Origin of the sequence: Pseudomonas brassicacearum (assembly GCF_003732225.1) — a bacterium.
Taxonomy (GTDB): domain Bacteria; phylum Pseudomonadota; class Gammaproteobacteria; order Pseudomonadales; family Pseudomonadaceae; genus Aquipseudomonas; species Aquipseudomonas brassicacearum_E.
Map to the genome: position 1 here is coordinate 141,533 of NZ_MOBJ01000007.1, position 21,918 is coordinate 163,450.

Annotated in this window: 18 protein-coding genes; 7 read left to right on the forward strand and 11 right to left on the reverse strand. The window is 59.8% G+C overall.

Annotation, left to right across the window (positions count from 1 at the left end):
• Positions 1-9 precede the first annotated feature (9 nt).
• The 3 genes from ftsA to lpxC all read left to right on the forward strand — a co-directional run bounded on the left by ftsA (position 10) and on the right by lpxC (position 3,561).
• Entirely contained in the window at positions 10-1,272 is a 1,263-nt protein-coding gene (gene ftsA, locus BK659_RS10650) for a cell division protein FtsA (RefSeq protein WP_019693553.1), read from the forward strand.
• A 74-nt stretch (positions 1,273-1,346) separates the two neighbouring features.
• Complete coding sequence (ftsZ, locus tag BK659_RS10655; RefSeq protein ID WP_123425034.1) at positions 1,347-2,537, forward strand: cell division protein FtsZ; 1,191 nt, start codon at positions 1,347-1,349, stop codon at positions 2,535-2,537.
• 112 nt (positions 2,538-2,649) lie between these two features.
• Complete coding sequence (gene lpxC, locus BK659_RS10660; RefSeq protein ID WP_123425035.1) at positions 2,650-3,561, forward strand: UDP-3-O-acyl-N-acetylglucosamine deacetylase; 912 nt, start codon at positions 2,650-2,652, stop codon at positions 3,559-3,561.
• A gap of 125 nt (positions 3,562-3,686) precedes the next feature.
• Here the strand turns inward: lpxC and BK659_RS10665 are convergent, their stop codons facing one another.
• The 7 genes from BK659_RS10665 to BK659_RS10695 all read right to left on the reverse strand — a co-directional run bounded on the left by BK659_RS10665 (position 3,687) and on the right by BK659_RS10695 (position 13,661).
• A complete protein-coding gene (locus BK659_RS10665) occupies positions 3,687-5,195 on the reverse strand; it encodes a sensor domain-containing diguanylate cyclase (protein WP_123425036.1) in 1,509 nt (502 codons plus the stop codon).
• Between the two features lie 154 nt (positions 5,196-5,349).
• A complete protein-coding gene (locus BK659_RS10670; protein ID WP_123425288.1) occupies positions 5,350-6,618 on the reverse strand; it encodes an OprD family porin in 1,269 nt (422 codons plus the stop codon).
• 246 nt (positions 6,619-6,864) lie between these two features.
• Complete coding sequence (locus BK659_RS10675) at positions 6,865-7,089, reverse strand: hypothetical protein (protein WP_123425037.1); 225 nt, start codon at positions 7,087-7,089, stop codon at positions 6,865-6,867.
• A gap of 270 nt (positions 7,090-7,359) precedes the next feature.
• Positions 7,360-8,724, reverse strand: a complete 1,365-nt coding sequence (locus BK659_RS10680; protein WP_123425038.1) for a heavy metal sensor histidine kinase — start codon at positions 8,722-8,724, stop codon at positions 7,360-7,362.
• The gene (locus BK659_RS10685; RefSeq protein ID WP_123425039.1) at positions 8,714-9,391 is read right to left on the reverse strand and encodes a heavy metal response regulator transcription factor; all 678 of its coding nucleotides are present in this window, start codon (positions 9,389-9,391) and stop codon (positions 8,714-8,716) included. The genes BK659_RS10680 and BK659_RS10685 overlap by 11 nt, the downstream gene beginning before the upstream one ends.
• 8 nt (positions 9,392-9,399) lie before the next feature.
• Positions 9,400-12,495, reverse strand: a complete 3,096-nt coding sequence (locus BK659_RS10690) for a multidrug efflux RND transporter permease subunit (protein ID WP_123425040.1) — start codon at positions 12,493-12,495, stop codon at positions 9,400-9,402.
• Entirely contained in the window at positions 12,492-13,661 is a 1,170-nt protein-coding gene (locus BK659_RS10695; protein ID WP_123425041.1) for an efflux RND transporter periplasmic adaptor subunit, read from the reverse strand. Before BK659_RS10695 ends, BK659_RS10690 begins: the two co-directional genes overlap by 4 nt.
• A 211-nt stretch (positions 13,662-13,872) precedes the next feature.
• Between BK659_RS10695 and BK659_RS10700 the strand changes: the two genes are divergently transcribed.
• Positions 13,873-14,118 carry a hypothetical protein gene (locus tag BK659_RS10700; RefSeq protein ID WP_123425042.1) on the forward strand — a complete coding sequence of 82 codons (246 nt, stop codon included), beginning with the start codon at positions 13,873-13,875 and terminating at the stop codon, positions 14,116-14,118.
• A gap of 212 nt (positions 14,119-14,330) precedes the next feature.
• Positions 14,331-15,473 (forward strand): transporter substrate-binding domain-containing protein, encoded by a 1,143-nt coding sequence (locus tag BK659_RS10705; protein ID WP_123425289.1) that lies wholly within the window; start codon positions 14,331-14,333, stop codon positions 15,471-15,473.
• A 56-nt stretch (positions 15,474-15,529) separates the two neighbouring features.
• Here BK659_RS10705 and BK659_RS10710 read toward each other — a convergent pair whose 3' ends face one another.
• From BK659_RS10710 to norR, 4 genes are all read right to left on the reverse strand, one after another.
• Complete coding sequence (locus tag BK659_RS10710; RefSeq protein ID WP_123425043.1) at positions 15,530-16,279, reverse strand: YkgJ family cysteine cluster protein; 750 nt, start codon at positions 16,277-16,279, stop codon at positions 15,530-15,532.
• A gap of 239 nt (positions 16,280-16,518) precedes the next feature.
• The gene (locus BK659_RS10720; RefSeq protein WP_123425045.1) at positions 16,519-17,001 is read right to left on the reverse strand and encodes a GNAT family N-acetyltransferase; all 483 of its coding nucleotides are present in this window, start codon (positions 16,999-17,001) and stop codon (positions 16,519-16,521) included.
• Positions 17,002-17,004: 3 nt separating this feature from the next.
• On the reverse strand, positions 17,005-17,913 hold the full coding sequence (locus BK659_RS10725; RefSeq protein WP_123425046.1) for a chemotaxis protein CheV: 909 nt from the start codon (positions 17,911-17,913) through the stop codon (positions 17,005-17,007).
• 270 nt (positions 17,914-18,183) lie between these two features.
• A complete protein-coding gene (gene norR / locus BK659_RS10730; RefSeq protein ID WP_123425047.1) occupies positions 18,184-19,740 on the reverse strand; it encodes a nitric oxide reductase transcriptional regulator NorR in 1,557 nt (518 codons plus the stop codon).
• Between the two features lie 158 nt (positions 19,741-19,898).
• Between norR and hmpA the strand changes: the two genes are divergently transcribed.
• Positions 19,899-21,080: an NO-inducible flavohemoprotein gene (gene hmpA, locus BK659_RS10735; protein ID WP_123425048.1), complete on the forward strand. Its 1,182-nt coding sequence runs from the start codon at positions 19,899-19,901 to the stop codon at positions 21,078-21,080.
• A gap of 289 nt (positions 21,081-21,369) precedes the next feature.
• Positions 21,370-21,879 (forward strand): disulfide bond formation protein B, encoded by a 510-nt coding sequence (locus BK659_RS10740; protein ID WP_123425049.1) that lies wholly within the window; start codon positions 21,370-21,372, stop codon positions 21,877-21,879.
• The last annotated feature ends 39 nt before the right edge of the window (positions 21,880-21,918 follow it).

Consider the following 21,918-nt stretch of genomic DNA (forward strand, 5'->3'; position numbering starts at 1 on the left):
GGCAGGACCATGGCAAACGTGCAAAGCGGCAAAATGATCGTCGGTCTGGATATCGGTACCTCCAAGGTGGTGGCGCTGGTAGGCGAGGTCGCGGCCGATGGCCAACTGGAAATCGTCGGTATCGGTACTCACCCCTCCCGCGGCCTGAAGAAGGGCGTGGTGGTGAATATCGAATCCACCGTGCAGTCCATTCAGCGCGCGATCGAAGAAGCGCAACTGATGGCCGGTTGCCGGATTCACTCGGCGTTCGTCGGCGTGGCCGGCAATCACATTCGCAGCCTGAACTCCCACGGCATCGTGGCGATTCGTGATCGCGAAGTCAGCTCGGCCGACCTTGAGCGCGTGCTCGATGCCGCCCAGGCCGTGGCCATTCCAGCGGATCAGCGTGTTCTGCACACGCTGCCGCAGGATTACGTGATCGATAACCAGGAGGGCGTGCGTGAGCCTCTGGGCATGTCCGGCGTACGTCTGGAAGCCAAGGTCCACGTGGTCACCTGCGCGGTGAACGCGGCGCAGAACATTGAAAAATGCGTGCGTCGTTGCGGTCTGGAAATCGACGACATCATTCTCGAGCAGCTCGCTTCCGCGTACTCGGTGCTGACCGATGACGAGAAAGAGCTGGGCGTGTGCCTGGTGGACATCGGTGGCGGTACCACCGACATCGCGATCTTCACCGAAGGCGCGATTCGTCATACCGCGGTGATCCCGATTGCCGGTGATCAGGTGACCAACGACATCGCCATGGCGTTGCGCACTCCGACCCAGTACGCCGAAGAAATCAAGATTCGCTACGCCTGTGCCCTGGCCAAGCTGGCCGGTGCCGGTGAAACCATCAAGGTCCCAAGTGTCGGTGACCGTCCGCCACGCGAGCTGTCCCGTCAGGCCCTGGCTGAAGTGGTCGAGCCGCGTTACGACGAGCTGTTCACGTTGATCCAGGCCGAGCTGCGTCGCAGCGGCTACGAAGACCTGATCCCGGCCGGCATCGTGCTGACCGGCGGCACCTCGAAGATGGAAGGCGCGGTCGAGCTGGCCGAAGAGATTTTCCACATGCCGGTTCGCCTGGGCGTGCCGCATGGCGTCAGGGGTCTGGACGACGTAGTACGCAACCCGATTTATTCCACCGGTGTTGGTTTGCTGATGTATGGCCTGCAAAAGCAGTCCGACGGCATTTCCTTCTCCGGGATCAGCAGCAGTCGCGATAGCTACAACAACGACGAGGCCAAGAGCCCGTTGATCGATCGCATCAAAAGCTGGGTCCAGGGCAATTTTTAAAGATTTACCGCAACACCGTTGTATGCAGTAGGCGCAGTAGGCGAAAAAAACTAGAGAATGTAAGGAGAGGGAAAATGTTCGAACTCGTAGACAACATCCCCGCAAGCCCGGTTATTAAAGTTATCGGTGTTGGCGGTGGCGGCGGCAACGCTGTAAATCACATGGTCAAGAGCAACATTGAAGGCGTTGAGTTCATCTGCGCCAACACTGATGCCCAGGCGCTGAAAAGCATCGGCGCGCGGACCATCCTGCAACTGGGCACCGGCGTGACCAAAGGTCTGGGTGCTGGCGCGAACCCTGAGGTCGGTCGTCAGGCCGCTCTGGAAGACCGCGAGCGCATCGCCGAAGTGCTGCAAGGCACAAACATGGTGTTCATCACCACTGGCATGGGCGGCGGTACCGGTACCGGTGCTGCGCCGATCATTGCTGAAGTGGCCAAGGAAATGGGGATCCTCACCGTTGCGGTGGTGACCCGTCCGTTCCCGTTCGAAGGCCGCAAGCGTATGCAGATCGCCGACGAAGGTATCCGTCTGCTGTCTGAAAGCGTCGACTCGTTGATCACCATTCCCAACGAGAAGCTGCTGACCATCCTCGGTAAAGATGCCAGCCTGCTGTCGGCTTTCGCCAAGGCTGATGACGTTCTGGCCGGTGCCGTTCGCGGTATCTCCGACATCATCAAGCGTCCGGGCATGATCAACGTCGACTTCGCCGACGTCCGTACCGTGATGAGCGAAATGGGCATGGCGATGATGGGCACTGGCTGCGCCAGTGGTCCTAACCGTGCGCGTGAAGCGACCGAAGCGGCGATCCGCAACCCGCTGCTCGAAGACGTGAACCTGCAAGGTGCACGCGGTATTCTGGTGAACATCACCGCCGGTCCTGACCTATCCTTGGGTGAGTACTCCGACGTGGGTAGCATCATCGAAGCGTTCGCTTCCGAGCACGCCATGGTCAAGGTCGGTACCGTTATCGATCCGGACATGCGCGACGAGCTGCACGTGACCGTGGTTGCCACAGGTTTAGGCGCAAAAATCGAGAAGCCGGTGAAGGTCATCGACAATACCGTTCACACCTCCATGGCTTCTCAGTCGCAACCGGCACCCGCTCGTCAGGAACAGCCTGCGGTGAACTACCGTGATCTGGACCGTCCGACTGTCATGCGCAACCAGGCTCAGGCCGGTGCTGCGACTGCCGCGAAGATGAATCCGCAAGACGATCTGGACTACCTGGACATCCCGGCATTCCTGCGTCGTCAGGCCGATTGATGGAATGTATCAGGGCTATGAAGTTGATTGGTGTTCAGCAAAGGTCTGGTCTGCTATTATCGCCAGCCTTTGTTGATACCAGTTCGCAATTTGCGCTGAAGCGGCCCAAGCCATGATTAAACAACGCACACTGAAAAATATTATCCGTGCCACAGGTGTAGGCCTGCACTCCGGGGAGAAGGTATACCTGACCCTCAAGCCAGCACCTGTAGACACCGGCATCGTGTTTTGTCGTGCCGACCTGGACCCTGTGGTGCAGATTCCTGCTCGCGCGGAAAACGTTGGTGAAACCACTATGTCGACGACACTGGTCAACGGTGACGTCAAAGTGGACACGGTGGAGCATTTGCTCTCGGCCATGGCTGGCCTGGGCATCGATAACGCCTACGTCGAGCTCTCCGCGTCCGAAGTCCCGATCATGGATGGTAGCGCTGGACCCTTCGTATTCCTGATTCAATCGGCTGGCCTGGAAGAACAGGACGCAGCCAAGAAGTTCATCCGGATCCTGCGTGAAGTGACAGTGGAAGACGGCGACAAGCGCGCCACTTTCGTCCCTTTCGAAGGCTTCAAAGTGAGCTTCGAGATCGATTTCGATCACCCGGTGTTTCGCAACCGTACTCAAAGTGCCAGCGTGGATTTTTCCAGCACTTCGTTTGTAAAAGAAGTCAGCCGCGCCCGGACCTTTGGTTTCATGAGTGATATCGAGTACCTGCGCAAGCACAACCTCGCACTCGGCGGTAGCGTTGAAAACGCCATTGTGGTCGACGCGGATGGTGTACTGAACGAAGACGGCCTTCGCTACGAAGACGAATTCGTGAAGCACAAGATCCTCGATGCAATTGGTGACCTCTACCTGCTGGGCAATAGCCTGATTGGTGAGTTCAAAGGCTTCAAGTCGGGCCATGCACTGAACAACCAGCTTCTGCGCAAATTGATTGAGCAGACAGATGCTTGGGAAGTCGTGACCTTTGAAGACGCCAGCACTGCACCGATCTCTTACATGCGCCCAGTTGCGGCCGTGTAAGCAAAAACCTCTCTAGTTTTTAAAGGCTGCCTTCGGGTGGCCTTTTTTTATGCCCGTGGTTTTGTGGTGACACCATTGCTTGCACCAAACCGCGTAGGAGCTGCCGCAGGCGAAGAGGGCGCAGTCTATTCCTGGGCGCTGACCACCCGGTTACGCCCACGGTGCTTGGCCTGATACAGCGCTTTGTCGGCAGCGTACATCAAGTTTTCCAGGCTTTCGCCCGGTTGCCCTGTCGAGGTGCTGAGGCCGATGCTGACGGTGACCGGTGACGTGTCGCCTTCGAACGGCGGCAGTTGTTCGACTGCCGCCCGGATATTTTCGGCAATCTGCAGTGCACCGGCGGTGTCAGTCTCGGCCAGCACTACGGAAAACTCCTCACCGCCATACCGCGCAACGAGATCGGACGGACGATGAATGTTTTCGCTGATGACCCTGGCAAGCACGCGCAACGCCGCGTCACCACCTTGATGACCGTGACGGTCGTTGAACGACTTGAAATGATCGGCGTCGATCATCAACACCGACAGCGGCTTGCCCGAGCGCTGGGCGCGGGACCATTCGCGGTTCAGGGCCTGGTCGAGCGTTCGGCGGTTAGCCACACCCGTGAGAGCGTCGATAGCGGCCTGTTGCGCCAGTTCCTGCTCGGCGTGACGGCGCAGGCGCAATTCGCGGCAGAGCAGTAAGGTCAACCACATCAGCCCAATACACAACACGCCGGTGGCGCCACTGATAACGTATGCAGTGCGTTTCCAGCTGGCGAAGACTTCGTCCAGGGAGAGCGCGACGATGACCGTCAACGGCAGGTTACCGACGCGCGAGAAGGTGTACAGACGGTCCTGGTGATCCATGCTCGAGACGCTGACGAAGCTGCCACTGCCTTTACGCATGATGCGTATGACGTTGGGCCGACTGCCGAAGCTCTTGCCAATGCTGTCGTCCGTCAGCATGGGCTTCTGCGCCAGCAGAATACCGTCCTTGTCGAGCACGTTGAGGGTGCTGTCGGCGCCGATGTTCAAGCTGTTGAACAGTTCGTCGAAGTACGCCAGGCGCATCGAGGCGACGGCAACGCCGAGAAACTCCCCGGAGGGAGACGAGATGCGCCGGCTGAAGCTGATGCGCCACTGCTCGCTGTCGGCGCAGTCGCAACGGGGTTTGAACGGGCGACTGATAAACATCCCGGTGTCCTTGTTTAAAACGTGGGCCAGGAAGTAGTCGCGGTCAGCAAAATTGCCCGGTTTGGGCTGAATCAGCGACGAATCGGCGATCACCTCGCCCTGCTTGTCGAGCAACAGGATGTCGCCCTTGAAACGTGCGGTGCTGGATCGGTCAAACAGCACCAGGTGACGGATCTGAGCGGAAACCTTTTGCAGATCGTCGCGTTGGGCGGCAGCAATCAAGCCTTGCAGTGACAGGTCATAGAGTTCGACGTTGCGCAGCACATCGGCGTCGATCAGTTGCACGATGTTGGTCGCACCGCGCGTGGCCGCCTGCATGGCGTTGGCGCGTTCGCGGATCAGCAGGAAGGTGACGATGGCGATGATCGCGATGACAGTCAGCGAACTGCCGAGAATCAGCATGAGTTCCGGTCGGCGGGTAGTGCCCGTTATGTGGTGGGGCGTACGGCTTGCACTCATGGTTCTGATTTCTGCAGGGGGACTTCATCAGCGTAGTTCCCGAACGGGTCGGGCAGCGTTGCAGATATCAGTACATTTATCGTTTCAGCTGCATGTATAAATCCCGGGCATAAAAAAGGCCAGCAGAAGGTGCTGGCCTTTTTGCAGGTTTTTCTTAGAAAACGTTCAGTGGGTAGTCGATGATCATCCGGTATTCATCGGTGTCGGTATCCAGCGCGCCATAACCGTTGCCGCCACGGTTGGTGGCCCACTGCAGACGTACCGCCAGATCCTTGGCCGTACCACCCTGGACCACGTATTTGAGATCGATATCACGCTCCCAGTGTTTGGCGTTTTTGCCGTCTGCGTTGTAGAAGCTCGCGTAGCCACGGCTGTTCGGGTCGACCTTGCTCAAGTCCAGCGTGCCACGCGAATACGACACGGCAGAGGTCAGGCCCGGCACGCCGACACCGGCGAAGTCATAGGCGTACTTGAGTTTCCACGAGCGCTCGTTCGGGCCGTTGAAGTCCGAATACTGCTGCGAATTGTCGAGGAAGATGCTGTCGCCCTGGGAGATGTAGTCGAACGGTGTGTTGCCGTTCACACGCTGGTAGGCGGCGGTGACGCTGTGGCTGCCGACGCCCACGGTGAAGTGCAGGCTGTAGGTGTTGTTGTCGATTTTGCCGAGCAACGCGTCGCCAGTGTCCTGGGTGTGATAGTAGTGCAGGCCCGGGTTGAGGCTGACCAGTTCGTTGACCGCGTAGGTGTAGTCCAGGTCGTAGTAGTACTGGTTCCAGATGTCCTTGAGTTCGGACGCATAGAGGCTGCTGGTCAGGCCCGGCAGGCCGCTCCAGGCCACACCGGCCCAGTTCAGGTGCTGGCTTTTGTCGCCGTCCGCAAGCTTGCCGTAGGACGTATCGATGCGTTTGTGCCCGCTCTGGTTGTAAGGCTTGGTGAAGCTGGCCTGGCCGCCCTCGATCAACCAGCCGTCAAAGCTGTGGTTGGTCAGGCTGACACCGCGAAAGGTCTGCGGCAGCATGCGGCTCATGCCGCCGGCGATCACCGGGTTGTTCAGAAACAGGTCACCGGCTTTCAGCTCGGTGTCCAGGGCGCGCATTTTCAGGGTACCGCCACCGCTTGAAAACGAACCCGGTGCTTTGCCGTTGCCATCGCTGATCGGCAGGATGCTCGAGCCAGCGGTGCCGCCACCACCGTCGAGCTTGAGCCCGAGCATGGCGTTGGCATCCACGCCAAAACCGACCGTGCCCTGGGTGTAACCCGATTCGAAGATACCGAGGAAACCCTGGCCCCATTCGATATTGTCGTTGGTCTGCTGCTGACGATTGCGGTTCATGTAGTAGTTGCGGGCGTTGAGCTTGAGGCTGGAACCTTCAACGAAACCGTCGCGGCTGGAATCGTCGGCGGCCTGGACACTTGCGCCCATCGTTGCGGCTATTGCAATGAATAATGGACTGAGTTTGAGGGTGATGCTCACGTGAGATACAGCTCCTTGGGTCAATAACAGTAACTGTTATTTTTTAATAATCCGGGTGTTTCTTATTGGGTAATAACGAAGGAATGCCTGAAAAATACACAACGAAAAAAAGCCGCTGATAGCAGCGGCTTGAAGACAACTTCTCAAGGGAAAGAGCCCTGAGAAGTGTCGAGGGAAACTGGGGTGTGTTACCGATCAGCTATCTTTTTCAACCTGTGGTTGAGCCTGGTTAGCCGATGTTTGCCGGGTTTGCGCGGGGGCTTGGGTTTTTGCGGTCAGTTCAGCCTGAGCCTTGTCGAAGGCTGCGGCGCGGGCAGCATTATGCGCGATAAATGCCGGCGATTCTTCAGCCATGGCGAACGGCGACAGGAACAAGGACGACAAAACGAAAGCGCTGGCAATACCCATACTGTTGGACATCTGGAAAACCTTCTTGCTTGGCAAGTGCTGTTTGGTGCGGCCAAAGTAAAGGTCTTGGGTGTTGGGAAAAAGAGCAGATTGAATAAAGGACTGTTGCGATATAAACAACAGTAGGAGCTGCCGCAGGCTGCGATCTTTTGGCGCCTGTACGATCGCTGAAGATCAAAAGATCAAAAGATCAAAAGATCAAAAGATCAAAAGATCAAAAGATCAAAAGATCAAAAGATCGCAGCCTGCGGCAGCTCCTACGGGGGGGGCATGATGCTGGAATTAAATCGGCAAATAGATCCCGAATGTGTTCACCCCGTGATCGCTGCATACAAAAACATCACCGCCATGCATCAGCGCAATCGCCTTGACGATGGCCAGTCCCAGGCCATGGTTGGCCCCGCTGTTGGTGCGTGAGGCGTCGACCCGGTAGAAACGCTCGAACAAGCGCGGCAGGTGTTCGCTGGCGATGGGTTCACCGGGGTTGGTGACGCCGATACTGACCTGGTGCTCCTGAACATCGATCCGCACCTGAATGACCTGGCCGGGAGCCGTGTGTTGCACGGCGTTGTTCAGCAGGTTGATCAGCGCCCGGCGCAGGTGGGCGATTTCGATCTGCACCTGGGCATCGCCGCTGACCTGAACCTTGACCTGAGCGTCTTCGAGGATGAAATCCAGGTAGTCCAGGGTGGTGGCGACTTCGTCCGCAAGCGACGTGGTGGTCAGTTTGGTGGCCTTGCTGCCTTGGTCGGCGCTGGCCAGAAACAGCATGTCATTGATGATCGAGCGCAGCCGTTCGAGCTCTTCAAGGTTCGATTGCAGCACTTCGAAGTAGTGTTCCGCCGAGCGTCCACGTGTCAGCGCGACCTGGGTTTGACCAATCAGGTTGGTCAACGGCGAGCGCAGTTCGTGGGCGACGTCGGCGTTGAACGATTCGAGACGGGTATAGGCTTGTTCGACCCGCTCCAGCGTCGAGTTGAACGAGCTGACGAACTGATTGAGTTCCGGCGGCAGTGGCGACAGTTGCAGTCGTGCGGACAGCAACGGCGGTGCCAGGCGTTGGGCTTCCTGAGACACCTTGATCAAGGGCTTGAGGCCGATCCGCGCCACCCAGTAACCGAGCACCGAGGCCAGCAGTACGCCGATGATTGCCAGGCTGATCAAGGCAATCAGCAAGTGATGCTGGGTTTCATAGAAGGTTTGTGTGTCGATGCCGATCATGAAGCGCAGCGGTGGGCGCTGGTCCTTGGCCGGAAACTGGCTGACCAGCACTTTCATCGGATAGGGTTGCTCCGGCAGCTGTATGTCGCGCTTGCCGGTTGTCCCTTGCGCCAAGGCGCGGATCTGCGGGGTGATGTTGCCGTATTCGTAGTTGGCATCGCCGCTGATGATCCAGAAGCTGATGCGCTTGTCCTCTTCGCCCAGCAGCTTGAGTTTGTTGTTGATCTTCACCCAGTGCTCTGGCGTACCAAAGCGCCCGACCGTGGATTCGAGCACGCTGTAACGCGCATCCAGTTCGGCTGCCGGCAACAGCGCCAGGCCTTTTTCGACTTGTTGATACAAGGCCCAGCCGATCAACAGAAACACCAGCGCCGCCACCAGCGTGAACATGCCGCTCAGGCGCAGGGCGATGGAGTTACGAGGCACTGCGGCTCTCCAGCACATAGCCCATGCCGCGAATGGTGTGCAGCAATTTCTCTTCGAACGGCCCGTCGATCTTCGCCCGCAGACGCTTGATCGCGACTTCGACGACGTTGGCGTCGCTGTCGAAATTGATGTCCCAGACCATTTCGGCAATCGCGGTTTTCGAGAGGATTTCACCCTGACGCCGGGCCAGCACACTGAGCAGCGAGAACTCCTTGGCGGTCAGGTCCAGTCGCGTGCCGGCACGGGTGGCCTTGCGGCTGATCAAATCAATCCACAGGTCGGCGATGGTCACTTGCACCGGCTCATGACCGCCGCTGCGGCGGGTCAGCGCTTGCAGCCGTGCCACCAGTTCGAGAAACGAAAACGGTTTGCCGAGGTAATCGTCGGCGCCATCACGCAGGCCCTTGATCCGGTCTTCCACACGCTCGCGAGCGGTGAGCATGATCACCGGGGTCTGTTTACGGGCACGCAGGGCGCGCAGCACGCCGTAGCCGTCGAGACCCGGCAGCATCACATCGAGGATGATCACCGCGTAATCGCTTTCCAGTGCCAGGTGCAAACCTTCGACCCCGTCCGGAGCCCGGTCCACGGTGTAACCCTGTTCGGTCAGACCGCGGTACAGGTAGTCTGCGGTTTTCTCTTCGTCTTCGATAATCAGAACGCGCATGACCCGCCTCAGTGTGTGGTCGCCAGCGCAGGCGCTGGTGTCGACCGATGGAACACCCGCTCAAGCCATAAGTATATGACTGGCGTGGTAAACAGCGTCAGCGCCTGGCTGACCAGCAAACCGCCGACCACCGCGATCCCCAGCGGCTGACGCAGTTCGGCGCCGGTGCCATAACCGAGCATCAGCGGCAGCGCGCCGAGCAGGGCGGCGAGGGTGGTCATCATGATCGGGCGGAACCGCGTGAGGCATGCCTCAAAGATCGCTTCTTCCGGGGGCAGGCCACGATTGCGCTGGGCATCGAGGGCGAAGTCGATCATCAGGATGCCGTTTTTCTTGACGATACCGATCAGCAGCACCAGGCCAATCAGCGCCATGATCGAAAAGTCCTGGCCGAGGATCCACAACAAAATCAAGGCGCCGAGACCGGCGGAAGGCAAGGTCGAGATGATCGTCAGCGGGTGCACGAAGCTCTCATAGAGCACGCCAAGAATGATGTACACCGCCACCAGCGCCGCCAGAATCAGCCATGGCTGGCTGGCCAGAGAGCTCTGGAACGCCTGGGCCGCGCCCTGGAAATTGCCGTTGACCGAGGCCGGCATGCCGATTTCATTTTTTGCCTGATTGAGCAAAATCACCGCATCGCCCAAGGCCACGCCGGGAGCGAGGTTGAACGACAGGTTGGCGGCCGGGAACATGCCGTCGTGGGCGATGGACAGCGGGCCGATGGTCGGTGCATCGAATCGGGCCAACGCTGACAACGGCACCATCTCGCCACTCAGCGGTGAGCGCAGGTAGAAGTAGGCCAGGCTTTCGGCCTTGCCGCGTTGGCGGGTGTCGAGTTCGAGGATTACGTTGTACTGGTTGATTTCGGTCTGGAACTCGTTGACCTGCCGTTGGCCGAAGGCGTCGTAGAGCGCTTCGTCGACATCGCTGGCAGTCAGGCCGAAACGCGCCGCGGCGGCACGGTCGATGTTGATGTGGGTGATGCTGCCGCCCAATTGCAGGTCGTTGGAAATGTCGCGGAACGCCGCAATGCCGCGCAGTTTTTCGGTCAGGCGTTGGGTCCAGAGGTTCAGTGTCGGGCCGTCGTTACTCTTGAGCACGTATTGATACTGGGCGCGGCTGGGGCCGGAGCTGAGGTTGATGTCTTGCCCGGCGCGCAGGTACAGCACGATGCCCGGAATCTTCATCAGTTGCGGACGAATCCGGTCGATGAACTCACTGGCGGACACATCGCGGTCACCGCGTTTTTTCAAGGAAATCCAGAAGCGTCCGTTGGCGATGGTCTGGTTGCTGCCTGATACGCCCACTGAATGGGAGAAGGTCTGCACCGCAGGGTCGGCAGCGACGATCTCGGCCAACGCCTGGTGTTTTTTGACCATTTCCGGATAGGAGACATCAGCCGCTGCTTCCGTGGTGCCAAGGATAAAACCGGTGTCCTGGATCGGGAAGAAGCCTTTGGGGATGAACACATAGCCGGCAATCGCCATGCCTAACGTCAGGCTGAAGATTCCCAGCATCAGCTTTTGATGGGCGAGGGCACGACGCAATGCGCGTTCATACAGCGCCAGCAGGCGTTCACCGAAACCCGGTTTTGCGTGGGCGTCATGCACCGGGGCGCGCATGAACAGGGCGGCCATCGTCGGTGCCAGCGTCAACGAAACCACCACCGAAATCATGATGGTCGAGGTGGCGGTGAGGGCGAATTCCTTGAACAACCGGCCGACCACCCCGCCCATGAACAACAGCGGAATGAACGCCGCCACCAGCGAGAAACTGATCGAGACCACGGTAAACCCGATCTCGCCGGCGCCCTTGATCGCCGCTTCGCGCATGCCGTCGCCAGCCTCCAGATGGCGGTGGATGTTCTCCACCACGACAATCGCATCATCGACCACAAAACCCACGGAAATGACGATCGCCACCAGGGTCAGGTTGTTCAGGCTGAAACCCATGATGTACATCAACGCGATACTGGCGATCAGCGAAACCCCGAGCACGCTTGCGACGATCAGCGTCGCCGACCACTGGCGCAGGAACAGCGCCATCACCGCGACCACCAGCAGGATGGCGATCAGCAGGGTGACTTCCACTTCGTGCAGCGAGGCGCGGATGGTCTGGGTCCGGTCGATCAGCACGTCGACCTGTATCGACGCCGGGAGCATCGCTTGAAGGCCCGGCAACGCAGATTGAATCCGGTCCACGGTGTCGACGATGTTGGCCCCCGGTTGCCGCAAGATCACCAGGTTGACCCCCGGACGATCGCCGGACCAGGCCTGGACATAGGCGTCTTCCGAGCCACTGACCACCGTGGCCACATCCCTGAGCTGGACCGGCGCGCCGTTCTTGTAGGAGACGATGAGCTGCCCGTACTCGTCGGGATGGAACAGCTGATCGTTGGTCGACAGCGTGGAAATGTTCGACTCACCGTACAGCGCGCCCTTGGCCAGGTTGAGACTGGTTTTCTGAATGGCCAGGCGCACATCGGCCAGGGTCAGGCCGATGGCAGCGAGTTTGTCGGCCGAGGCCTGGACCCGAATCGCCGGGCGTTGCTGGCCGGTGATGTAGATCTGGCCGACGCCGTCGATCTGGCTCAGTTGCCGCGCCAGCAGGGTTTCGGCGTAGTCGCTGAGTTCGGTGCCGGGCATTTGCGTCGAACTAACGCTGAGGATCAGTACCGGGCTGTCTGCCGGGTTGACCTTGCGCCAGGTCGGCAGCGTTGGCATGTCCTTGGGCAGTTTGCCGGCGGCGGTATTGATCGCGGCCTGAACTTCTTGCGCGGCGGTGTCGATGCTTTTGTTGAGGGTGAATTGCAGGGTCAGGTTGGTCGAACCCAAGGCACTGCTGGAGGTCATCTGGGTCATGCCGGGGATGGCGCTGAATTGCACCTCCAACGGCGTTGCCACTGACGAAGCCATGGTGTCGGGGCTGGCGCCGGGCAATTGGGCGGCGACCTGAATGGTCGGGAATTCGGCCTCTGGCAGCGGTGCGACGGGCAGGCGCGGGAAGGCGATCAAGCCCAGCAGCACCAGCGCGAAGGTCAGCAGTGCCGTGGCGACCGGATGGTCGATGCACCAGGCCGAAATACCGCCATGGACCTTCATGGTTGTTGCTCCGCCGTAGTGCTTTGCGTGAGCGCTGGCGGCTCGCCGAGAATCTGCACGCGGGCACCGGGCTTGAGCCGTGACTGACCATCGCTGACCAGCACATCACCGGCTTGCACACCCTTGATGATGTTCAGGCTGCTGTCTTGATAAACCATCTGCACGGGGACGGATTCGACCTTGTCAGCGTTGACCCGATAAACGAAATACTGATCCAGCCCGCGCTGGACCACGCTCGGTGGCACCACCAGGGCATTTTTGTCGAGCGCGGTCTGGATCTTGATGGTCACCAGTTGCCCCGGCCAGAGCTTTTGCCCGGCGTTGTTGAATTCGGCCTTGGCGCGAATGGTCCCGGTGTTGGTGTTGATCTGGTTGTCGATCAACGTCAGGTGGCCTTCGCCGAGCAAATCGCCGGTCTGGCCGCTGGTGTCGGCGCCGAGGTAGGCGTTCACGTCGGCGGGTGGATTCGCGCTGATCAGCCGTTGCAGCGTCGGCAGCATTTGCTGCGGCAGGGAAAACTCGACGGCAATCGGGTCGATCTGGGTCACCGAGAACAGTCCTTGGGTATCGCTCATGCGCAGGAAGTTGCCTTCATCCACGGTGCGAATACCAACGCGACCCGTCACCGGCGAGCGAATCTGTGTGTAGGAGAGCTGCACCTGCGCCGCATCAATCGCCGCCTGATTACCCTGCGCGGTGGCTTTCAACTGATTGACCAGGGCCTGTTGCTGGTCGTAGGTCTGCTTGGACACACCGTCATCGACGCTGAGCAACTTGTAACGCTTGAGATTGACCTCGGCCACCTGCAATTGCGCCTGGTTTTCCCCCAGTTGCGCACGGGCCTGATCGAGGCTGGCGCGGATCGAGCGATCATCGATGCTCGCCAGCAGGTCACCGGCCTTCACCAACTGACCTTCCTTGACCAGCAGCCGGGTGAGGATGCCATCGATCTGCGGACGGATGACCACACTGTGCAATGACAGCACCGAGCCAATCCCGCTGACATATCGCGGCACATCGCGCTCGGCGACGCTGACCACTCGCACCGGGATCGCCGTCGGTGCCGAGAGTTTGCTGGTTGCGGGTTTGATCGCAACCCCGATGGCCACGGCAGCGACCGTCGCCAGCAGAGCGACAATCAGCAGTTTTTTTCCTGGAATGGGCATGAGCATCAAGCGCCGGGCAAAAAGGACGGAGGATAATGGCCTATTTATAGCCCTTCCTTGCGGTCAGCAGGGTGACTGCTAACTGACAGGGTTGTCAGCAAAGGCGACCATTCATTCAGCGGGAGGTTAAAGATCATGGGCACGCAGGTATACTGCCGGCCTTTCGTGGTCCACTCATCGGGCCCGACTCAATGTAACACCCGGAGCATTCATGACTTCCCCGATACAAGCGCCTGCGGCTGACGAACAGGCTGACCTGCCAGACAGCGTCGACTCCAGCGCCGACAGCGAAACCAAAGCCGCAATTCCGGCCTTCAAGTTCCCGTTCAAACCGGGTGAACTGGCAGCCGCCAAAAACGCCAATCAGCCGTGGTACAAGAACGGCGCCAAGAATGGCCACACCAAGACCCCGGGCGCAGCGCCTCCTGGCACCCGTCGCTCGATGGGTAAACGCTGACAGTCAGGCGTTTTTGGCTGGAAACAATTCTCTCTGTCACTGAGATAGTTCCCACAAGGATAAGCGATCTGTCCTCTGGGACGTCGGTGGTCACTCGTTGAAGATTCATGCCCGCGTAATGTGTGTCGTTTGACCCATTGCCAGATGACATTGCCCGCACTGAAGGGGCAGGCATCGCGGATTCCCATGATTGCTTGATGAAGGCCACCGAAATGTCTCTGGTAAAAACCGTAACTTTGCTCTCTCTGATGGCTCTGACCACCGGTTGCGTGTCGTCCGCGGTCGACCCTCAGATCCGCTTCGGCGTCGAAGCCCTGGTTCCTCCGTTCGAGAGTCGCAACGAGAAAGGCGAGTTGGTGGGGCTGAACATCGAGTTGGGCAACGCGCTGTGTGCCGAACTCAAGTCCCGCTGTGTCTGGATCGATCAAGCCTACGCCACCAATATCGACGCGCTTGAAGCCAAGCGCTTTGATGCGATCATGCCGATGACTGCCACGCCTTTGCGTCGGGAACGGCTCGACTTTACCGAAGACCTGTACCCCCTGAATAACCGCCTGGTGGCGCGCAAAAACTCGAGCCTGCAACCCGATCCGCAATCGCTCAAAGGCAAGCGGGTCGGCGTACTGGCGGGTACCAGTCGTGAGGCGTTCGCCAAGACTCGTTGGGCTGCGGCGGGCGTGACGGTGCGCAGTTTCGATTTCAACGACCAATTGGTTGCCAGTCTGTTGGCCGGTGAGATCGACGCCACCCTGCAAGACTCCATTGAAATCACCCACGCGCTGTTAAGCCAACCCCAGGGGCAAGATTTCGATTTTGTCGGCCCGACCCTCAAGGACCCTTTGCTGGGCAGTGGCGTGGCCATCGCCGTGCGCAAAAACGACACAGCGTTGCGCGATAACCTGAACGGTGCCCTTGAGCGTATCAAGCAAAACGGCCAATACCAGACCATCACCCAGCGCTTTCTGCCGCCTGCAGCACCCGATTCGCCACGCTATTTTCCTAACGAAGAAGGCCTGCCATTCTCCGATGCGGTGCAAGTTGGCCAGACCATCTATCTGTCCGGCGTGCTCGGTCTGGGGGCTGACGGCGAACTGGTCAAGGGCGGCATCGTTCCGCAGATGACCCAGGCTATGGAGAATCTGCGCGACGCATTGCAACGTAGTGGTTCGTCCCAGGCTCACGTAGCCAAATGCACGGTCATCCTCGCCGACATCAAGGATTTCGCCGCCATGAATACGGTTTATAGGCAGTACTTCCCGGCGGATCGATTGCCGGCTCGCACGTCGTTCGCTGCCGGGAAGCTGCTATTGGACGCACGAGTGGAAGTTGAATGTCTGGCGGTCACTGCGCGTTAGCCCTCCATAAACATGCCCTATGCGGTAATGTCCGGGGTCTCGGCTGGCTTGTCGTCTCAGGCCGCGCGCAACGAGATAAACGCATAGTTCAGCGGTTCCGCCGTGGCCACTTGTGCCCCGGCGGCCTGCACTTGCTCGGCGATGTCGTCGCCCGACACATGGAACTGCCATTCACTGGCTGAACCCGTCGAAGGTTGTGCCTGAACCTGATCAATCGCCTGGGCAAACGCCGCCATGTCCGGCAGGTAGGCGGTAAACCCGTCGCCCTTGAGGGCCGTGGTGCGAATCCCCAGACGTTGGCAAATCGCTTCCTTGGTCTGAACATCGTCGCGGTCTGCCTGACGCGAGCGTTGGATCAGGCTGACCAGCGCCTGATCGACCAACTGACCGCCGACGATCAACTCAGGGCCTTGCTCCCATGACTCGGGTGGGCAATCCTTGGCGGCCGGTGTCAACGGGATGTGCGGATTGATTTCCATCGGGTAGATGCGGCACACCAACGGCCGGCGTTCGTAGATGCGGCAGAGGTTGTCTTCGTCAAGATTCCGGCAGGGACCGGCGTTGTATGCGGCGAAGGTGATGGCTACATGGGCCTGGGTCGCGCCGCTGGGCACCACCACCGAACGGCGTTCGGCGTGCTCGCGTTGCAAGGCTGGAAGGCCCAGGCCATTGCCGAGAAAACCTTCCACCAGGACGATCACGGCACCGCCGTCAGCCGCCCACATCCGGGCCTCGGCGAGGGTCAGAGGCACGTGGTGATCGTTGCAGCACTTGCCGCAACCTACGCAGGAAAACGTCGTATTCATTAGGCGACCGGTCACATTCCAGAGGCGTCAGCGATGACGGAAAACCACCGCGAGGGCGTGTCTCGAAGCAAGTTATGCGCCAGTCACTGGGCCTTGGGCGCGTGTTGACCAAGGGCTGAATCTGCATGATGGTTTGATGTTGGTAGTGCGGACCGCTATCGCGAGCAAGCTCGCTCCCACAGGGGATTTGTGAACGACGCAGATCCAATGTGGGAGCGAGCTTGCTCGCGATAGCGGTCTCAGTCTGGAACGAGCTCCCGGCGAACCACGCGCATTCCAGCGCTTTCATACAGACGCCGGGCCCGGTGGTTGTCTTCCAGTACTTTCAGGTCAACAAACCCTTCGCGCCGCTGTTGAAACACACTGAAGGCATGCAACAACAACGCCCGTCCCAATCCCTGGCCCTGAGCACGCGGATGCACCACCAGGTGCTTGATGTAGGCGCTGGTCCAGCACTGGGCCACGCCGACAATGCCTTGGGCATCCGAGGCGATGAAGCACAGCGCCGGGTCATACTCTGCATCGCTTTCAAAGCGCTCGCGCCACACCTGGAGCGCCGGTACTCGACCGCCGCCTTGCTGATAACCCAGCTCCATCACCTCATGAACGGCGTTGGCCAATGGCGGGCGATAGAGGCTCAGCTGGATGCCATCCGGCCAGACGATTGGCGGCAACACTCCAGCGAGGTCGCGCCGCAGCAGCAGGCAATACTCCTCAGCCAAGGCTCAATGACCTTGTTCTTGCTGCGCGACGGCTTTTGCGGCCGTGATCAGGCATTTGGTCAGCTCAGGCGAGGAGAACTTGGTCAGCACTGCGTTCGCCCCGGCCAGACGGGCTTTTTCGCTGTTCATCGCACTGTCCAGAGAGGTGTGCAGCAGGATGTAGAGGTGGGAAAAGTCCGGGGTTTCGCGCAGGGTTCGGGTAAAGGCATAACCGTCCATCTCGGACATTTCGATGTCCGAGACAATCAGGTTGATCTGCTGTGCGGTGCCTTGCAGGTCCAGCAGGCAGTCGATGGCTTCCTTGGCGCTGCGTGCGGTGTGGCATTGCAGGCCGAGGTTGCGCAGGGTGTGTACCGATTGTTGCAGTGCCACCTGGCTGTCATCGACCACCAGAATGCGTGCGTTGCCGAGCACTTCGGCGTCTTCCATGCTCAGCTCGGTCGGGGCCGTTTCGATCTGCGCCGGGGCGATGCCGTGGATGACTTTCTCGATGTCGAGCACCTGCACCAGCGTGCCATCGACCGAGGTCACGCCGGTGATGTACGAGCGCACACCGCCGGAGCCGTAGGGTGGAGGGCGGATGTCGGTGGTCAGGCAATGGACGATCTTGCTCACCGCCTGAACGTGCAGGCCCTGTTTGGAGCGGCTGACATCGGTAACGATCAGGCAGCCGCCGTCCGGGTCCTCCAGCGGCCGCTCGCCGATCGCCCGGCTCAGGTCGATGACCGACAACGAGGTTCCGCGCAGGGTGGCGATGCCTTTGACGTGCGGGTGCGACTCCGGCAGCCTGGTCAGCGGCGGGCAGGGAATGATTTCACTGACTTTCAGCAGGTTGATCGCCATCAGCTTGCCGCTACGCAAGGTAAAGAGCAGAAGCGAAAGTGAATCTGCGCGGGCTTTGTTGGAAGACATAAAAACCTTCTGTGAAAAAAGGTGACGGGCGATTGTGGGACCGCCAGCAACTATTGATATCGGGTTATCGACGCGGACGGGGTAGGCTTTAGGACTGATCCCGGTTTCCTGATCGGCGTAACTCCCGTAGCAGCTGCCGAAGGCTGCGTTCGAGGACGGAGTCCTCGCCAAACCTGGCACCGCGTTGTATCTGTTGCACCGCGCACCCAGGTTTTACGACGGCTTCGCCGCCGAACGCAGCCTTCGGCAGCTGCTACAGGGGGTGTTATTTCATTTCATACCCAATCTTTTTGCCATCCGCCCAAGGTTCGCCCGATCCAAGCCTAGCTCACGGGCGGCGCTGGCCCAGTTGTTCTGGTGACGCTCAAGACAAGCGGTGATCAGCTGGCGTTGATAGTTTTCGGTGGCCTGGCGCAGGTCACCGAATACTTCAACCGCAGGCGCCGGAGCAATCGCCACAGGCGCTGGGGGTGTTTCGAGGGGCGTGTGGGGCAAGTCCAGAGCCGCCGCGCTCAGGCTGAGAATCTTCGGCCGCTCCCGAGAGTTGCCCAGTGCTTTCAACGCGCTGCGACCAATCAAGTGTTCCAGTTCGCGGACATTGCCCGGCCAGCTGTAGGCCAGCAATGCCGCTTGCGCGTCGCTGCTCAGGCGCAGGCTGTTGAGGCCCATTCGCGAGCGGTTCTGCTCAAGGAAATAACCGCTGAGCAGCAACACGTCCCGACCGCGATCACGCAACGCCGGCACCAGCAACGGATAAACGCTCAGGCGATGGTAGAAGTCGGCACGGTAGCGGCCGCTGCGGACTTCTTCCGCCAGATCACGGTTGGTCGCGGCGATCAGGCGCACGTCGACCTGATGCTCCTTGTCCGAACCCAGGCGCTGCAACTGACCGCTTTGCAGCACACGGAGCAATTTGGCCTGCACGGTCAGCGACAATTCGCCGACTTCATCGAGAAACAGCGTGCCGCCATTGGCCAGTTCGAATTTGCCGCGCCGGTCGTTCATCGCCCCGGTGAAGGCGCCGCGCACATGGCCGAACAGTTCGCTTTCCACCAGAGTGTCGGGCAGCGCGGCGCAGTTGAGGCTGATGATCGGTTTGTCGGCGCGCGGTGACGCGGCGTGGATCGCCTGGGCCACCAGCTCTTTGCCGACCCCGGTTTCGCCGGTGATCAGTACCGTCAGGTCGCTGCCGCCGACCAGGTTTATCTCTTCCACCAAACGCTTGTGCGCCTTGCTCTGGCCGATCAATTCGCGGTTCTGCTGGCCGCTGGCCTGACGATAGACCTCGGCGCGCTGGTGCTCGTCTTCGGCGCGATTGGCCAGCCGTTCGATGCGTTCGGCGGCGTTGACCGTGGCGGCGGCGAGGCTGGCAAAGGCTTGCAGGGCGTCCAGTTCGATCGGCTCGAAGCGCTCCGGGTCCAGCGCGTCGAGGGTCAGCAAGCCCCACGGACGCTCATCGATAAACAGCGGGCAACCCATGCAGTCGTGGACTTCCAGGTGATCGCCGTGGCCGTCGACCAAACCGTCATAGGGATCGGGCAAGGTGCTGTCGCTGGGGAAACGCGTCGGCTCCGGGCTGTTGAGCAGCGCTGCAAAGCGTGGGTGTTCGCTGACCTTGAAGCGTCGTCCCAGGGTGTCGGTGCTCAGGCCATCCACCGCCAACGGCACCAGCCATTCACCGTCGAGCCGCAGCAGGGCGGCGGCGTCGCAGGGGAGCAGGGCGCGCATCGCTTCGAGCAAGCGCCGGTAGCGCTCGCCTTCGGGCAGTTCGCGGGAAAGGTCGGAGACCAGTGGAAGCAGGGCGGTGAGCAAGGATTTTGCAGTCATATTGACTCCGTGTAGTCGAGGTGACTATAAATTCGCTTGTGTCGTTATGACTACATGTTTATTAAGTTATTGATTTATATCGTTTTAATTCTTGGCATGGAAACTGATAGGCAATGGGTAGAAAGCTATAAACCCAGTCGTTCAGGAGTACCCCCTTAATGCTTAGCGCTCAAGACCGTGCCATCGTCAAATCCACCGTACCGTTGCTGGAAAGCGGTGGCGAAGCCCTGATCACTCACTTCTACCGCATGATGCTCTCTGAGTACCCGGAGGTTCGTCCGCTGTTCAACCAGGCACATCAGGCCAGCGGCGACCAGCCTCGGGCCTTGGCGCGCGGGGTGCTGATGTATGCGCGGCACATCGATCAACTCGACCAGTTGGGCGACCTGGTGGCGAAGATCATCAACAAGCACGTTGCCCTGCAAATTCTGCCGGAGCATTACCCGATTGTCGGCGCTTGCCTGCTGCGGGCGATTTCCGAAGTGCTGGGTGACGAGATCGCCACGCCAGAAGTGATGAGCGCCTGGGGCGCTGCCTATAACCAATTGGCCGATATCCTGATCGGCGCCGAAACCGCGATCTACGACCAGAAAGCTGCAGCGGTCGGCGGCTGGCGCGGGGCGCGGGAATTCACACTGGCCAAGCGTGTGGAAGAGAGCGCGGAAATTACCTCGTTCTACTTTGAACCGGCGGACAAGGGACCGATTCTCGCGGCGGAACCGGGTCAGTACATCGGCATGAAACTGATCCTCGACGGCGAAGAAATTCGTCGCAACTACTCGTTGTCGTCCCTGGGCGACAACGGTCAGTACCGCATCAGCGTCAAACGCGAAGAGGGCGGTCGCGCCTCGAATTACCTGCACGACCAGTTCCCTGTCGGCGCCAGCATCCTGCTGTTCCCGCCTGCGGGCGAGTTCACCCTGACCGCCAGCGACAAACCGCTGGTGCTGATCAGCGGGGGAGTCGGCATCACGCCAACCCTGCCGATGCTTGAAGCGGCGCTGGCCACCGAGCGTCCAGTGCACTTTATCCACTGTGCGCGTAACGGTGGCGTGCATGCCTTCCGCGACTGGATCGACGGTCTGGCCGAGCGTCACCCGCAACTCAAGCGCTTCTATTGCTACGCCGAAGATGATGGCGTCAGCCCGGCGGCGGATAAGGTCGGGCTGTTGAGTCAGGAGCAGTTGGCGGACTGGTTGCCGCAAGAGCGTGACCTGGATGCTTACTTCCTCGGCCCGAAAGGTTTCATGGCCGCGATCAAGCGCCACCTCAAGGCCTTGGGTGTGCCGGAGAAACAGAGCCGCTACGAATTCTTCGGCCCGGCTGCTGCGCTGGAGTAAGCGTACTAAGGCGACTCGGGGGACCGAGTCGCCTTCATCGCGAGCAAGCTCGCTCCCACATTGGAACCGCGACGTACGCAAGATGTGTGTTCACATCGGCCCAGTGTGGGAGCGAGCTTGCTCGCGATGGCCGCGCTGCGGTCCCTATTCTTGAAAAACACTTGAAAGTTAATTCTTTCTTAACCGGTTTATCGTCTATTCCCCGATATCCACCGGCACGCGCCAGGCTCTCCAAGGTCAGAACCTGCGTGTAGACTTGCCTGTAATCGATATCTAGAAGGGAAACGCGATGAATGAGGAAATGATGCGGTTGGGCCGTGAGCGGCGCTTCCTGGTGTTGCTGGGCATCATCTGCCTGGCGCTGATCGGTGGCGCGCTGTACATGCAAGTGGTGCTGGGCGAGGCACCATGCCCGCTGTGCATCCTGCAACGGTATGCGCTGTTGCTGATCGCGATCAGCGCCTTTATTGGTGCCGCCATGCGCACTCGTCGCAGCATTACCGCGTTTGAAGTGCTGGTGGTGATCTTCGCCCTCGCCGGCGCTGCGGCTGCCGGGCATCACGTCTATACGCAGTTCTACCCGGCGGTCAGCTGTGGCATCGATGTGTTGCAACCGATTGTCGACGGCTTGCCGCTGGCGAAAATCTTCCCGCTGGGTTTCCAGGTCGACGGCTTCTGCGAGACGCCGTACCCGCCGATCCTCGGCTTGTCGCTGGCACAGTGGGCGCTGGTGGCCTTCGTGTTGACCGTCGTGCTGGTGCCGCTGCTCATTTCGCGTAACCGCAAACACCTGAACTGAGGCTTCTCGCCGCAGCTTCGGGCCTTGAAAAGAATGCCC

Bases quoted from the DNA above. Each gene is read 5' to 3' on its own strand.
- ftsA (WP_019693553.1), top strand. From the start codon at position 10: ATGGCAAACGTGCAAAGCGGCAAAATGATCGTCGGTCTGGATATCGGT.
- BK659_RS10705 (WP_123425289.1), top strand. From the start codon at position 14,331: ATGTCTCTGGTAAAAACCGTAACTTTGCTCTCTCTGATGGCTCTGACC.
- BK659_RS10690 (WP_123425040.1), bottom strand. From the start codon at position 12,495: ATGAAGGTCCATGGCGGTATTTCGGCCTGGTGCATCGACCATCCGGTC.
- BK659_RS10665 (WP_123425036.1), bottom strand. From the start codon at position 5,195: ATGAGTGCAAGCCGTACGCCCCACCACATAACGGGCACTACCCGCCGA.
- BK659_RS10695 (WP_123425041.1), bottom strand. From the start codon at position 13,661: ATGCCCATTCCAGGAAAAAAACTGCTGATTGTCGCTCTGCTGGCGACG.
- BK659_RS10740 (WP_123425049.1), top strand. From the start codon at position 21,370: ATGAATGAGGAAATGATGCGGTTGGGCCGTGAGCGGCGCTTCCTGGTG.
- BK659_RS10700 (WP_123425042.1), top strand. From the start codon at position 13,873: ATGACTTCCCCGATACAAGCGCCTGCGGCTGACGAACAGGCTGACCTG.
- BK659_RS10710 (WP_123425043.1), bottom strand. From the start codon at position 16,279: ATGAATACGACGTTTTCCTGCGTAGGTTGCGGCAAGTGCTGCAACGAT.
- BK659_RS10725 (WP_123425046.1), bottom strand. From the start codon at position 17,913: ATGTCTTCCAACAAAGCCCGCGCAGATTCACTTTCGCTTCTGCTCTTT.
- ftsZ (WP_123425034.1), top strand. From the start codon at position 1,347: ATGTTCGAACTCGTAGACAACATCCCCGCAAGCCCGGTTATTAAAGTT.
- BK659_RS10685 (WP_123425039.1), bottom strand. From the start codon at position 9,391: ATGCGCGTTCTGATTATCGAAGACGAAGAGAAAACCGCAGACTACCTG.
- norR (WP_123425047.1), bottom strand. From the start codon at position 19,740: ATGACTGCAAAATCCTTGCTCACCGCCCTGCTTCCACTGGTCTCCGAC.
- BK659_RS10675 (WP_123425037.1), bottom strand. From the start codon at position 7,089: ATGTCCAACAGTATGGGTATTGCCAGCGCTTTCGTTTTGTCGTCCTTG.
- BK659_RS10670 (WP_123425288.1), bottom strand. From the start codon at position 6,618: ATGGGCGCAAGTGTCCAGGCCGCCGACGATTCCAGCCGCGACGGTTTC.
- lpxC (WP_123425035.1), top strand. From the start codon at position 2,650: ATGATTAAACAACGCACACTGAAAAATATTATCCGTGCCACAGGTGTA.
- hmpA (WP_123425048.1), top strand. From the start codon at position 19,899: ATGCTTAGCGCTCAAGACCGTGCCATCGTCAAATCCACCGTACCGTTG.